This window comes from Bradyrhizobium sp. RP6 (assembly GCF_003837805.1).
Lineage (GTDB): Bacteria > Pseudomonadota > Alphaproteobacteria > Rhizobiales > Xanthobacteraceae > Bradyrhizobium.
On record NZ_RQIT01000005.1, the window covers coordinates 211,863 to 225,502 of the forward strand.

Annotated in this window: 9 protein-coding genes; 4 read left to right on the forward strand and 5 right to left on the reverse strand. The window is 66.0% G+C overall.

Annotated elements, in window-relative coordinates; all coding sequences use genetic code 11:
* Positions 1-85: 85 nt before the first annotated feature.
* Entirely contained in the window at positions 86-2,365 is a 2,280-nt protein-coding gene (locus tag EHH60_RS13810; protein ID WP_124159997.1) for a fused MFS/spermidine synthase, read from the reverse strand.
* A 218-nt stretch (positions 2,366-2,583) separates the two neighbouring features.
* On the opposite strand from EHH60_RS13810, the gene EHH60_RS13815 reads away from it, so the two are divergent.
* Entirely contained in the window at positions 2,584-4,194 is a 1,611-nt protein-coding gene (locus tag EHH60_RS13815; protein WP_124159998.1) for a phytoene desaturase family protein, read from the forward strand.
* A gap of 285 nt (positions 4,195-4,479) precedes the next feature.
* Here EHH60_RS13815 and EHH60_RS13820 read toward each other — a convergent pair whose 3' ends face one another.
* Complete coding sequence (locus EHH60_RS13820; protein ID WP_124160098.1) at positions 4,480-4,635, reverse strand: Flp family type IVb pilin; 156 nt, start codon at positions 4,633-4,635, stop codon at positions 4,480-4,482.
* 163 nt (positions 4,636-4,798) lie between these two features.
* On the opposite strand from EHH60_RS13820, the gene EHH60_RS13825 reads away from it, so the two are divergent.
* On the forward strand, positions 4,799-5,686 hold the full coding sequence (locus EHH60_RS13825; protein WP_124159999.1) for a 50S ribosomal protein L11 methyltransferase: 888 nt from the start codon (positions 4,799-4,801) through the stop codon (positions 5,684-5,686).
* 112 nt (positions 5,687-5,798) lie between these two features.
* Here the strand turns inward: EHH60_RS13825 and EHH60_RS13830 are convergent, their stop codons facing one another.
* Positions 5,799-5,978, reverse strand: a complete 180-nt coding sequence (locus EHH60_RS13830) for a hypothetical protein (RefSeq protein ID WP_124160000.1) — start codon at positions 5,976-5,978, stop codon at positions 5,799-5,801.
* Between the two features lie 187 nt (positions 5,979-6,165).
* Between EHH60_RS13830 and EHH60_RS13835 the strand changes: the two genes are divergently transcribed.
* Both EHH60_RS13835 and EHH60_RS13840 read left to right on the forward strand, forming a co-directional pair.
* Positions 6,166-7,995 (forward strand): aminopeptidase P family protein, encoded by a 1,830-nt coding sequence (locus EHH60_RS13835; protein ID WP_124160001.1) that lies wholly within the window; start codon positions 6,166-6,168, stop codon positions 7,993-7,995.
* A gap of 246 nt (positions 7,996-8,241) precedes the next feature.
* Positions 8,242-9,516 (forward strand): multidrug effflux MFS transporter, encoded by a 1,275-nt coding sequence (locus tag EHH60_RS13840; RefSeq protein ID WP_124160002.1) that lies wholly within the window; start codon positions 8,242-8,244, stop codon positions 9,514-9,516.
* A 114-nt stretch (positions 9,517-9,630) separates the two neighbouring features.
* On the opposite strand, the gene ligA is transcribed toward EHH60_RS13840, so the two are convergent.
* Both ligA and recN read right to left on the reverse strand, forming a co-directional pair.
* The gene (gene ligA / locus EHH60_RS13845) at positions 9,631-11,778 is read right to left on the reverse strand and encodes an NAD-dependent DNA ligase LigA (protein WP_124160003.1); all 2,148 of its coding nucleotides are present in this window, start codon (positions 11,776-11,778) and stop codon (positions 9,631-9,633) included.
* 173 nt (positions 11,779-11,951) lie between these two features.
* Positions 11,952-13,640, reverse strand: a complete 1,689-nt coding sequence (recN, locus tag EHH60_RS13850; RefSeq protein WP_124160004.1) for a DNA repair protein RecN — start codon at positions 13,638-13,640, stop codon at positions 11,952-11,954.

Here is a 13,640-nt window from a genome sequence, read left to right on the forward strand (position 1 = left end):
CGCACCGCTGAACTGGACGATGCTTCGCATCGCCGGGGAAGCGCTGCGCAGCGTCCGGGGCATGAGACCATTCGTGGCGCGAAGCCTACTCCCCGTCCCGCAAACGACGATACAGCGCGCCGAGAATATTCGAATAGTCGTCGGTCCAGACCCGCAGCCCATCATCGGCTTCGGTCTGTACCCATTGCTTGGAGGATGCGAGCCTGCCGATGTCGGCCTCCTCGCGCGCGGAGATGACGACGTCGGTCGAGAAGATGTAGTCGGAATCGCGCCCGGAATCCTCGTTGAAGACCCAGCTCGTGAGATCGTTGGCATCCGCAATGCCGACCACGACGGTCTCGAGATCCAGATGCCGGTTGGAGACGTGCATCACCACGGCACCGTGCGGCGCGAGCTTGTCCTTGTAGATCTTCATCGCCTCTTCGGTCGCAAGGTGGATCGGGATCGCATCGGACGAATACGCATCGACGATGATGAGATCGTAGGCGCCATCGGGCTCCTTCGCGAAGGTGAGGCGCGCATCGCCGATGACGGGCTTCATGTCCGGCATGCAGCTCGAGATGTAGCGGAAATTCCTGGGGTCACGCGCCGCGTCGACCATGGACTGGTCGATCTCGAAGAAGGTCCAGTTCTCCCCCGGCTCGGCGGCGCAGGCGAGCGTGCCGGAGCCGACGCCGATCGCGGCGACCTTGAGCGGCGCGCCCTTGCGCTCGCGGATGGCGCTGACGGCCTGGCCGATGCCGCCGTCCTTGTGATAGTAGGTGATCGGCTCGGGCCGGCCGATGACCGGCGTGCCGTCATTGTTGCGGAAGCGCTCGGCGCCATGAATCGTGGTGCCGTGCATCAGCACATGGAAATAGCCGCCCGGCGTCACCACGATCTTGTGCACGCCGAAGAAGCTGCGCACCGTCGTGACGCGGCCTTCGTCCGCAGGGTAAACGCGGATCAACGCCAGCGCGAGCACAACGGTGGCAAAGATCTTCCAGCGGCCGGCATTGAGGGTCAGCGCGAGCAGCGCGGCGAGGACGCCGACGGCGCCGGCGACCCAGACGCGGTGATCCTCGAACCAGGTCGAGAGGTCGTCGGTCATATATGACGGCGCAATGAGCGCCACCGCGAGCGCGGCGAGCGCCAGCCAGTACCATTTGACGATGCCGGCGAGGCGTTCATTGGCGGAGGGGCGGCACAGCGCGGCAAGCGCGATCAGGATTGGATATTCGGCGATCCACGAGAAGGTGAATGGCGCAACGAGGCCGGCAAAGAGGCCGCCGACCATGCCGCCGAACGACAGCGCGACGTAGAAGCCGGTGAGATATCTGGCGGGCGGCCGCGTCCGCGCCAATTCGCCGTGGCAGGCCATGGCGATGACGAAGAAGCACAATTGATGACCGCCGAGCGTCAGCAGCAGATTCTGCTCGCCGCCGAAAGCCAGCAGCACGACGACGCCCGCAATGGCGGCCGGCTGGAGCATCAGCATCCATTTGTGCGGCAGCAGCGGCCGCGACTGGAACACCACGACCCAGGTCAGCAGATACAGCGACAGCGGCAGCACCCACAAAAGCGGCGCCGCCGCGACGTCGGTCGAGATGTGTGCGGTAACGGCGATGAGCAGGCCCGACGGCACCGCGGCGAGGAAGATCCAGCGCAGCCGCGTCAGAAGGCCGGGCGCGGGCGCATTCACGTCCTCGGCCCGCGCATCGACCTCCGCCAGCTTCGGCGAACGCAACAACAGCACGCCGCAGGCGCCGATGAGAAAGATCAACAGGCCATAGAGGCCGGTCCAAAACCGGTTCTGCATGTGCAGCGTGAACATCGGCTCGAGCAGGAACGGATAGGACAACAGTGCGAGGAAGCTGCCGATGTTGGAGGAGGCATAGAGGAAATAGGGATCGTGCCCGGCGGGATGGCCGGTGCGGACGAACCAGGCCTGCAGCAGCGGATTGTTGGCGGCGAGCGCAAAGAACGGCAGCCCGATCGACACCACGAACAGGCCGAGCAGCCAGAACGCATAGCCCGAAGCGGGCGGCTCGCCATAGGCGGAGGCGATGCCGAGCGGCAGCGTCGCGAAGGCCGCGATCAGCAGCGCCATATGCACCGCGACGGGAACGATGCGGCGCCGCGCCTGCATCAAGAGATGCGCGTAGGCGTAGCCGGCCAGCAGCAGCGACTGGAAGAACACCATCGCCACCGACCACACCGCCGGCGAGCCGCCGAGCCGCGGCAGCACCATCTTCGTGAACAGCGGCTGCACCGAGAACAGCAGCAGCGCGCTGACGAAGATCGCAGCAGTGTAGACCGTCAGCAGCAGCCGGTTGCGCGACGAGGAAGGCTGCTCCGTGGCGGCGGGTTGCACGATGGAATCCATGAAAACTCCGGCTCGAACCCGGCGGGTGCCGGACCGCGCGCAATGGAGCACACCGCGCCTGAACGGGCAATAAAGGGGGGCGTGATGTTGCAGCGGGAATTGCCTGATATAAGGGAGTCGTTCCGGGACGATGCACAGCATCGAGCCCGGAACCTCGAGATTGCGGGCTCTCGCTTCGCGAGCCCCGGACTGACAGTGGACTGGGCCTTGCATTCTTCATGACCGAAAGCGACGTCGTCATCATCGGCGCTGGCCACAACGGCCTCACTTGTGCGGCCTATCTCGCGATGGCGGGCCTGCGGGTGCGCGTGGTCGAGCGCCGCAAGGTGGTCGGCGGGGCCGCAGTCACGGAGGAGTTTCATCCGGGATACCGCAATTCGGTCGCGGCCTACACCGTGAGCCTGCTCAATCCGCAGGTGATCCGTGACCTCAAGCTCGCCGAGCACGGCCTGCGGATCGTCGAACGGCGCGCGCAGAATTTTCTGCCCGCGCCCGACGGCAGCTATCTCCTCACCGGCGAGGGGCGGACGAAAGCGTCGGTCGCCCGGCTCAGCGCGCATGATGCGGAGGTCCTCGACGGCTTCTCGCGCGAATTGGAGGACATCGCCGACGTGCTCAGGCAGTTCGTGCTGCGCGCGCCGCCGAACCTGCTCGACGGATTTGGCACGAACGCGATCCGCGAGGCCGTGAATGCGCTCCAGAGCGCCAACATCCTGCGCGGCCTCACGCTGGAACAGAGTCGCAGCCTGCTCGATCTCTTCACCCGTTCGGCCGGCGAAATGCTGGATGAACGTTTCGAGCATGATCTGGTCAAGGCGCTGTTCGGTTTCGACGCCATCGTCGGCAACTATGCCAGCCCCTATGCCGCCGGCTCGGCCTATGTGATGCTGCATCACGCCTTCGGCGAGGTGAACGGCCAGAAGGGCGTCTGGGGCCACGCCATCGGCGGCATGGGCGCGATCACGCAGGCGATGGCGCGAGCGGCCGGCGACCGCGGCGTTGTCATCGACACCGATGCCGGCGTCCGAGAGATCATCGTCGAGCGCGACCGCGTCGTCGGCGTCGTGCTGGAGAACGGCGAGACCGTCCGCGCGAAATACGTCGCGGCCAATGTCAATCCAAAGCTGCTCTACACGCGGCTGGTCGCGGCCGACGCTCTCCCTGCGGACTTCCTCGCCCGCATCCGGCACTGGAAGAACGGCTCCGGCACCTTCCGCATGAACGTGGCGCTGGACCACCTGCCCTCCTTCACGGCGCTGCCGGGCGAGGGCGATCATCTCTCTTCCGGCATCATCCTGGCGCCGAGCCTTGGCTACATGGACCGCGCCTTTCTCGATGCGCGGGCGCAGGGCTGGAGCCGCGAACCCGTCGTCGAGATGCTGATTCCCTCGACGCTCGACGACACGCTGGCACCCGCAGGCAAGCATGTCGCGAGCCTGTTCTGCCAGCATGTCGCACCGGAACTTCCCGATGGAAAGTCGTGGGACGACCATCGCGAAGAGGTCGCCGATCTCATGATCGCGACGGTGGACAAATACGCGCCCGGCTTTGCGGCGAGCGTGCTCGGCCGCCAGATCCTGTCCCCGCTCGATCTCGAACGGCAGTTCGGCCTGTTGGGAGGCGATATCTTCCACGGCGCGCTGACACTGAACCAATTGTTCTCGGCACGGCCGATGCTGGGCCATGCCGATTACCGCGGGCCCCTGAAGGGCTTGTACCATTGCGGCTCCGGGGCCCATCCCGGCGGCGGCGTCACCGGCGCCCCCGGGCACAACGCGGCGCAGGCGATCCTGCGGGATCACCGGTCGCTGTTCAGAGGCCGTGGATAGATCTGTGGATTGCTTGTGGACAGGCTGTCGAAAGGTCTGTGGTCGGGCGGAGGATGCCGGGCAAGTCCGTTGGGCCTGATCCTGGGGATAGCCGGTGGAAAATCGTAGGGACAATCGCGGGAAAAGCGATGGACGGGGTCCCGGCAAGCCCGCGGACAACCTGTGAATATTCGCGGAAACAGACGCTGCAAAAACGACCTCGCCCGCCAGGGGAATTCCTGGCGGGCGGTGATCAGGAACAGCCTCTTGCCGAAAAAACAGCCCCCTGGAAAATGGAGGCGGAAATTACTTCAAGGAGGTGCTAATCGAAGTGAACTTCTCATTCATGGTGGTGCCCAGGCCGTTCACCACGGTGATGATCGCCAGCGCGATACCCGCGGCAATCAGACCGTACTCGATCGCGGTTGCACCCGACTCGTCCGACCAGAACTTCTGAACCATGTGCTTCAAGACTCGCCTCCGTTTCAACTCCAAGCTGTGCTAGCTGGATTCAGCACTAGAGATGTAACAGGGTGGAACCTTAGGTCCAGTTAATCCGAGAACCGCAAATTGTCGGGAACATTGGCACCAAAAGCTTGATAAATTGAACTGAACGGAACCTTGAATGCAGCCTTCCCCCACCCATCGCGCCAGCTTTTCAATCGGCAGCGAGGCCGACGCCAGGCGCGTCGTCGACGTGCTCACCGAGGTATTTTTCGAGGGCGATGCGGCCGTCGCAGCCTTCGAGCAGCCGGACGGACAATGGGACGTCACGCTCCATTTCGCCGAGGCCCCGGATCAGGCCTGGCTGCGCGAACTCGTTGCAGTTTCAGCAGGAAATGAGATTGCCGAGACGCTCGCCTTCGACATCGTCGAGGCCAGGGACTGGGTCAAGGCCAGCCTGGAGGATCTCGTCCCCGTCCCGGCCGGGCGCTTCGTCGTGCACGGCAGCCATGACCGCGACCGTGTGGCGCCAAACAAGCAGGCCATCGAGATCGAGGCGGCGCTCGCCTTCGGCACCGGCCACCACGGCACGACGCGGGGCTGTTTACTTCTGCTTGACCATGTCCTGAAGAGTTCCCTGCCGCGCAACGTGCTCGACCTCGGCACCGGGACCGGCGTGCTGGCGATTGCAGCGGCGAAGGCGCTGCATCGCGCCGTGCTTGCCTCCGACATCGATCCGCCCTCGGTGCGGGTGGCGGCCGAGAACGCCGCGCTGAACGAAGTCGGCAACAATGTGCGGGTGATCCGCGCCACCGGGTTTGCTGCGCCGGACTTTGCGCGCGCGGGCCCGTTCGACCTGGTGCTCGCGAACATCCTTGCCAATCCGCTGCGGCAATTGGCGAGTCCTATGGTGCGGCACCTTGCGCCTGGCGCCCGCGTCATCCTTTCCGGCCTGCTGACGCACCAAGCCCCCGCCGTGATCGCCGCCTATCGCGCGCGGGGCCTCGTGCCGCTGAAGCATCTGCGGATCGAGGGGTGGAGCAGTTTGTTGCTGCGGAAGGTGGGGTGAGCGAGGTGCCGCGGGGTAGTTAGGCGAAGCAGGCCCAATCTAAAATCGCGGAATGATAGTGGATACGGCGCTTCGCGCCCTTTGCCCATCCGACGGAATCGCCGGTGCCGCCCTACTCCGCCGGCTTCTCGTCGCGGCGCATCACGGCCTGATCCTGCAAGGCGCGCCTCGCGCGGCGCTCGGCGAAACGGTCGATCATCTGGCTGATGAGGCCACGCGGCTTCTTCGGTGGTGTTGCAGCCGGGCCGCGGCGCACCGGCGGCGAAATCTTCTCAAACGTGAACGCTGGCATCGTGTGTCCCCTCGCCGTTGAGATGAACCACTTGCTCGAATTTCCCTGTTATCCGGATGAAGCGCAGCTGCCGCATCCTTTACTCCACTCGATTCGACCGGAACTATTTCAAGCACGGTCCATGCCACATGCGACGCAAATGCGTCGAGATTGCGGACCGATCCCCATGATCCTAAAGTGATCCACCATGTTCGAAGCACACTTCCAGACATTCGAGGAGCCGGAGGCCGGCGTCGCATTGACGGCACGGCTGGCCGCACTTCGCGAAGAACTCGCCCGTCGCAAGCTGACCGGCTTCGTGATTCCACGCGCCGATCAGCAGCAGAACGAATATGTGCCGCCATCGGAAGAGCGGCTGGCCTGGCTGACCGGCTTTACGGGCTCGGCAGGGCTGGCAGTGGTGCTGCCCCAGGAGGCTGCGGTGTTCGTCGACGGCCGCTACACGCTTCAGGCCGCCAAACAGGTCGACGCAAAGGCCTGGGCCGTGGAAACGCTGATCGACCCGCCGCCGGAGAGCTGGGTGGCGGCGCATCTGAAAGCCGGTGACCGCCTGGGATTCGATCCGTGGCTGCACACTTATGCGGCAGCCGAACGCCTGTCCGCAGCCTGCACCAAGGCCGGCGCCGAGCTGGTGGCTGTCGACAGCAATCCGATCGACGCGATCTGGCACGACCGGCCGCAGCCGCCGCTCGCTCCCGTCGCCGTGCACGGTCTTCAGAATGCCGGCGTCGCTGAAGCCGAGAAGCTGAGGCAGATCAGGGACGAGATCGCCAAGCTCGGAACCGATGCGCTGGTGCTGTCTGACAGCCACGCGGTGGCCTGGACCTTCAACATCCGCGGCGCCGACGTCGCGCACACGCCGCTGCCGCTGTCCTACGCGCTGGTGCCGAAGGACGGCCGCCCCACCGTCTTCATCGATCACCGCAAGCTCTCCAATCTCACGCGCGACCATCTCGAGCAGTCCGCCGACGTGCGAGAACCGGACGCCATGGCGCCGACACTGATGGCGCTTGCCAAAAGCGGCGCGGCGATCGCGCTCGACAACGCCACCGCGGCCGACGCGCTGAGCCGGCTGATCGCGGGCGCCGGCGGCAAGCCAGTGCGCGGCAGCGATCCCGTGGCACTGCTCAAGGCGGTCAAGAACGCGACCGAGATCAAGGGCACCAAGACGGCCCATGTGCGCGACGCCGTGGCGCTGGCGCGCTTTCTCGCATGGATCGATCGCGAGGCCCCAAGCGGCAAGCTCACCGAGATCGACGCGGTCGAGGCGCTGGAAACATTCCGCCGGGATACCGGCGCGCTCAGGGACGTGTCGTTTCCAACCATCTCCGGCACCGGCCCGAACGGCGCCATCGTGCACTACCGCGTCACGCGCAAGAGTAACCGGCGGATCGAGCCCGGCGACCTGCTGCTGATCGATTCCGGCGCGCAATATGAAGACGGCACCACCGACGTCACGCGGACCATGGCGGTCGGCGAGCCCACGGACGAGATGCGCGACCGCTTCACCCGCGTGCTGCGCGGCCATATCGCGATTGCGCGCGCGGTCTTCCCCGACGGCACCACGGGCGCGCAGCTCGACACGCTGGCGCGGCAATATCTCTGGGCTGCCGGCCTTGATTTCGAGCACGGCACCGGCCACGGCGTCGGCAGCTATCTCTCCGTGCACGAAGGGCCGGCGCGGATCTCGAAGCTCGGCACCACGCCGCTGAAGCGCGGCATGATCCTCTCCAACGAGCCCGGCTACTACAAGGCGGACGGTTTCGGCATCCGCATCGAGAACCTCGAGCTGGTCGTCGCCTCCGACATCAAGGGCGCCGAGAAGCCGATGAACGCGTTCGAGACGCTGACCCTGGCGCCGATCGACCGCCGGCTGATCGATGCGGCGATGCTGAGCCGCGATGAACTCGACTGGCTCAATGCGTATCATGCGCGCGTGAGGGACCAGGTGCGGCCGGCGCTGGACGAGGCGACGAGGGCCTGGCTCGATCAGGCGACGGCGGAGCTGAAGGCGTAAGGTCGTCGTTCCGCCGCGCATGGCACTACGCGATTTGCGCAATGCTTTTTCCTCCACCACCGCCGTCATGCCCCGCGAAGGCGGGGAATGACACCTGCCTTTTGTGGCACAAACAACGCGCCCAATCGGTCGCCATCGTGCCGTCATCATAACCGTCCCGGAATCCGTATAGCCGCATTCCGAAACGCCGATATCCGTCTTGCGCGGGCGCGCTACAGTCGATTCGAATTCGAGAGACGGACACGTATGCACGGCATGATCAGCAAGCCGCCGGAAGCGGCCAGCAACATCGCGACATCGCGCGTGGTGTTGCTGCTGCTGGTCGTGATGACCGGGATCGCGCCGATCTCGCTCTACATGCTGGTACCGGCGCTGCCGGTACTGGCGACGAATTTCGGCAGCGACATTTCGATCGCGCAGATGACGGTGTCGCTCTACATGGTCGGCATCGCGCTGTCGCAGCTGATCATGGGGCCGCTGTCGGACCGGTTCGGACGGCGCCCGGTGCTGCTCGGAGGACTGGCGCTGATGGTCGCGGCCAGCGTCGCCTGCATCTTCGCGCAAAACCTGCCGCAGCTGATCGCGGCACGCTTCTTCCAGGCGCTGGGCGGCGCCGCCGGCATGGTGGTGAGCCGCGCCATCATCCGCGACATCTACGAGCGGGATCGCGTCGCCTCGATGATCAGCCTCGTGATCGCGGCGCTGATGATCGGGCAGATGGTCTCGCCGCTCACCGGCGGCCTGATCGAGACTGCGTTCGGCTGGCGCGCGATCTTCTACGCCATCACCATCGCCGCGATCGTTGTCGCCGTCGGTATCGCGGTGGCGCTGCCCGAGACCCGCCGCAGCCGCGCCGCCGGCGGCGGCTTCCGCGGCGACGTCGGCATGCTGATCCGCAATCGCGCCTTCGTCGGCTATGTCATGTGCCAGGTGCTGGCCTCGCAGATCATCTTCACCTTCGCCGGTGGCGGCCCCTATATCGTCGTGACGCAGATGGGCCGCAGCAGCGCCGAGTACGGCGCGTGGTTCGCAACGACCGGCTTTGCATATTTGATCGGCAATCTGCTCTGCGTGCGCTTCGCGCCGCGGCACTCGCTGGAGAAGCTGATCTGGTTCGGGCTCGGCCTGCAGCTCTGCGGCAGCCTACTGAACCTGCTGTGGAGCTTCGCCGGCTGGAACGAAGCGCCCGCCTGGCTGTTCGGCACGCAGATGATCGTGATGGTCGGCAATGCCTTCGTGATGGCGAATTCCGCCGCCGGCGCGATCAGCATCCGCCCGGAGGCGGCCGGCACCGCCTCAGGTGCGATGGGCTTCCTCCAGCAGGGCATCGGCGCACTGATGTCGCAATTCGGCGCCTATCTCGGCGGCCACTCCGCCACGACGCTGCCGCTCACCGCCGCGGTCCTCGCGATCTCGCTGCTCTGTGCCTGCATGATGATCTTCGTCGTGCCTCGGCGCGAGGTGGTGGTGAGCGAGACGCTGATCGAGCAGGCCGAGGAGGAAGAGACGGGGATGATGTGAGGGGGGCCGCCCTCTCCCCGTCATTGCGAGCGCGGCGAAGCAATCCAGACTGTCACCACGGATACAGTCTGGATTGCTTCGTCGCTACGCTTCTCGCAATGACGGAGAGAAACCTCACTCCCCGATCAGCTTCAGCCACTCGTCTTCGGTCAGCACCTTCACCCCGTGCTTGTTGGCTTCCGCGAGTTTCGAGCCCGCGCCGGGGCCGGCGACGACGAGATCGGTCTTCTTCGACACCGAGCCCGACACCTTTGCCCCTAGACGCTCCGCCGTCGCCTTGGCTTCATCCCGCGTCATCTTCTCCAGCGAGCCCGTGAACACCACGGTCTTGCCGGCGACGGCCGAGTTGCTCTTCGGCTTCTCGGCGTCGACGATCTCGACCTCCTCCGTCAGCCGCTCGACGATGCCGCGGTTGTGGCTCTCGCCGAAATAATCGGCGATGCTCTTGATCACGGTGTCGCCGATCTGGTCGAGCGCGTCCATCTCCGCGATCGCCTCCTCGTCGCCTTTGGCGACCTTGAGGCAGGCATCGTGGAAGGCGTCCCACGAGCCGTAGCCGCGCGCCAGGGCCAGCGCCGTGGTCTCGCCGACATGGCGCATGCCGAGCGCATAAATGAAGCGCTCCAGCGCGATTCTGCGCCGGCTCTCGATGGCACCGAACAGATTGCGGACCGAGGTCGTGCCATAGCCCTCGATCTCCTCGAGCTTGAGCCTCGCGTTGCGCTTCTCCAGCGTGAAGATGTCGGCAGGCTCCTTCACCCAGCCCTCGTCGAAGAAGTACTGGAGCTGCTTCTCGCCGAGGCCGTCGATGTCGAAGGCGCGCCGCGAGACGAACAGCTTGAGGTGCTCGATCTTCTGATAGGGACAGGCGAACTCGCCGGTGCAGCGGGCGCGCGAGCCCTCCTCGCCCGTCGCCGTCTCCTCGCGCACGACGTCAGTGTGCAGCGGACACGGGCACTTCTTCGGGAAGTGGAACTCCTTGGCACCGCGGGGACGCTTGTCGATGACGACATCGACTACCTGCGGGATGACGTCGCCGGCGCGCTGGATCACGACGGTGTCGCCGATGCGGATGTCGCGACCCTCGCGCAGCACCTCGCCCTTGTTGCCGATGCCCCTGATGTAGTCCTCATTGTGCAGCGTGACGTTCTGCACGATCACGCCGCCGACGCCGACCGGCTCGAGCTTGCCGACCGGCGTGAACGAACCGGTGCGGCCGACCTGAATCTCGATGTCGCGCAATACCGTCATGGCGCGCTCGGCCGGGAATTTGTGCGCGATGCCCCAGCGCGGCGTGCGCGACACGAAGCCAAGCCGCTCCTGCCAGTCGATGCGGTCGACCTTGTAGACGACGCCATCGATGTCGTAGTCGAGCCGCGCGCGCTGCTCCTCGATCGCATGATGAAAGGCGAGCAGCTCCTCGACGGAGTGACAGAGCTTGGTCAGCGGATTGGTCTTGAAGCCGCAGCGCTCGAACCAGTGGATCATGCCGCTCTGGGTCCCTTCCGGCATCGCGCTCATCTCGCCCCACGCATAGGCGAAGAAGCCGAGCGGGCGCGAGGCGGTGATGGTCGGGTCCTTCTGCCGGAGCGAGCCCGCGGCCGAGTTGCGCGGATTGGCGAAAACGGTACCGCCTTCGGCCTTCTGCCGCTCGTTGAGGGCAAGGAACGCCTTCTTGGTCATATAGACTTCGCCGCGCACCTCGCAGACATCTGGAACGTTGCGGCCCTTCAGCTTCTGCGGCACGTCTTCGAGCGTGCGGATGTTGGCGGTGACGTCCTCTCCGACCGCACCGTCGCCGCGCGTTGCGGCGGTGACGAGCTCGCCCCCCTCGTAGCGCAGCGACATCGAGAGCCCGTCGATCTTCGGCTCGGCGGAGAAATTGACCTTGTCGTCGTCGAGCTTCAGAAAGCGCACGATGCGGCCGACGAAGTCGCGCACGTCCTCCTCCGCAAAGGCGTTGTCGAGCGACAGCATGGGAACGGCATGCCGGACTTTCTTGAAACGGCCCGACGGCGCCGCGCCGACCTTCTGCGAGGGCGAGTCCGCGGTGACGAACTCGGGAAAGCGCTTCTCGATCGCGTTGAAGCGCTGGCGCAGCGCGTCGTACTCCGCGTCGGTGACGGTGGGCGCGTCCTCTTGATAGTAGCGCTCGTTGTGCCCCTCGATCTCGAGCGCGAGCCGCATGTGCTCGACCTTGGCCTGCGCCTTGGTGAGGTCGGCGACGTCGCGAAACGGTTTCGATTTTGCTGCTCTTGCCATGGTGCTTGGATACGACGGAGCGGGCCGAGGGGTAAAGGCTTGTGGAAATCTCGTGCCCCAGACGCAGCGCAGCGCCTCGGTGCGCTGCAGAGCCGGGGCCCATGCGACGGGAGCTCTGGGTCCCGGCTCTGCGGAGCAGCGCTACGCGCTGCACCGCGTCCGGGACACGAGAGTCAAGCCGTCGCCGCCTTGAGCAGCCTCTCTGCGGCCGCCCTCGCCTCGGCCGTGATCTCCGCGCCCGCGAGCATGCGCGCGATCTCCTCTCGGCGGTGGTCGGCGGCGAGCGTATTGACGCGGGTGGCGACGCGCTTGCCCTTGTCCAGGGCATCCTTGGAGATCAAGAGGTGCTGGTCGGCGCGGGCGGCGACCTGCGGGGCGTGCGTCACGGCCATGACCTGGACCTTGCCGGCAAGGCGCGCCAGGCGCCCGCCGATGGCGTCCGCGACCGCACCGCCGACGCCGGTGTCGATCTCGTCGAACACCAGAGTCGGCGCCGAGCCGCGGTCGGACAGCACGACCTTGAGCGCAAGGAGGAAGCGCGACAGCTCGCCGCCGGAGGCGACTTTCATCAGCGGACCCGGCTTGGTGCCCGGATTGGTCTGGACCCAGAACTCGACACGGTCGAAGCCTTGCGGTCCCGGCGCGGCCTCGTCGGTCTCGACCTGGGTCATGAATTTGGCGCGTTCGAGCTTGAGCGGCGCGAGCTCGGCATTGACCGCCTTGTTGAGCTTCTCCGCCGATTTCTGCCGCGCCAGTGACAGCTTCTTGGCGGAGGCGGCATAGCGGCCGTCTGCCTCGATCGCGGCCTGCTCCAGCTTCTTGAGCCGCGAGGCGCCGGCATCGATCAGCACGACGTCCGCGGCATATTTGGCGGCAAGCGCGGCGAGGCCGTCGACCGGCGTCGAATATTTGCGCGAGGCGGCGCGAAGCGCGAACAGCCGTTCCTCGATGCGCTCGAGCTCGGCCGGATCGAAATCGGTCGCGGCCAGCGCCGCCTGGAGATGCTGGTCGGCTTCCTCCAGCGCATTGATCGCAGCGTCGATCGCCTTCACCGCAGGCTCGACCAGTGCCGGCGAGTTGACGCCGCGGCGCTCCAGCCGGCGCACCGCCGCCGACAGCGTGGCGACCGGCGAATGATTGCCGCCGACCGCCTCCTGCGCCTCGCGCAGGTCGGAGGCGATCTTCTCGCCCTGCATCATGGTGGTGCGGCGCGAGGCCAGCGCGGTCTCCTCGCCATCCTTGGGCGCAAGCTGCTTCAGCTCGTCGGAGGCATGGCGGAGATAATCGGCCTCGCGCGCGGCGCTCTCCATGGCGGCGCGATGCTCCTCCAGTGCGGTATTGGCGGTGCGGCGCGCGTCCCAGAGCGCTTCGACCGCCGCGACGTCCGTCTCCAGGCCGGCAAAAGCATCGAGCAGGCGGCGGTGGGTGGCGGCATCGACCAGCGCGCGCTCGTCGTGCTGGCCGTGGATCTCGACCAGGGCGGCACCGACCGCCTTCAGCGTCTGCACGCTGATCGACTGGTCATTGATGAAGGCGCGGGTGCGGCCGTCGGCGAGCTGCACCCGACGGAGAATCATCTCGCAAGACTCCTCGACACTTGTGCCGTCGAGGCCGTTCTCGGCGAGGATCTTCGCTGCGGGGTGATTCTTTGGGACATCGAATACGGCGGTGACCTGCCCCTGCTCCGCGCCGTGGCGCACGAGGCCTGCATCGCCCCGGCCGCCGAGCGCCAGTGCAAAGGCATCGAGCAGGATGGATTTGCCCGCACCGGTCTCGCCGGTCAAAACCGCGAGGCCCGAGGCGAATTCGATATCGAGCCGTTCGATCAGGACGATGTCACGGATCGACAGACGCGCCAGCAT

Bases quoted from the DNA above. Each gene is read 5' to 3' on its own strand.
- EHH60_RS13810 (WP_124159997.1), bottom strand. From the start codon at position 2,365: ATGGATTCCATCGTGCAACCCGCCGCCACGGAGCAGCCTTCCTCGTCG.
- EHH60_RS13840 (WP_124160002.1), top strand. From the start codon at position 8,242: ATGCACGGCATGATCAGCAAGCCGCCGGAAGCGGCCAGCAACATCGCG.
- EHH60_RS13825 (WP_124159999.1), top strand. From the start codon at position 4,799: ATGCAGCCTTCCCCCACCCATCGCGCCAGCTTTTCAATCGGCAGCGAG.
- EHH60_RS13820 (WP_124160098.1), bottom strand. From the start codon at position 4,635: ATGGTTCAGAAGTTCTGGTCGGACGAGTCGGGTGCAACCGCGATCGAG.
- EHH60_RS13815 (WP_124159998.1), top strand. From the start codon at position 2,584: ATGACCGAAAGCGACGTCGTCATCATCGGCGCTGGCCACAACGGCCTC.
- EHH60_RS13835 (WP_124160001.1), top strand. From the start codon at position 6,166: ATGTTCGAAGCACACTTCCAGACATTCGAGGAGCCGGAGGCCGGCGTC.
- EHH60_RS13830 (WP_124160000.1), bottom strand. From the start codon at position 5,978: ATGCCAGCGTTCACGTTTGAGAAGATTTCGCCGCCGGTGCGCCGCGGC.
- recN (WP_124160004.1), bottom strand. From the start codon at position 13,640: ATGCTGGCGCGTCTGTCGATCCGTGACATCGTCCTGATCGAACGGCTC.
- ligA (WP_124160003.1), bottom strand. From the start codon at position 11,778: ATGGCAAGAGCAGCAAAATCGAAACCGTTTCGCGACGTCGCCGACCTC.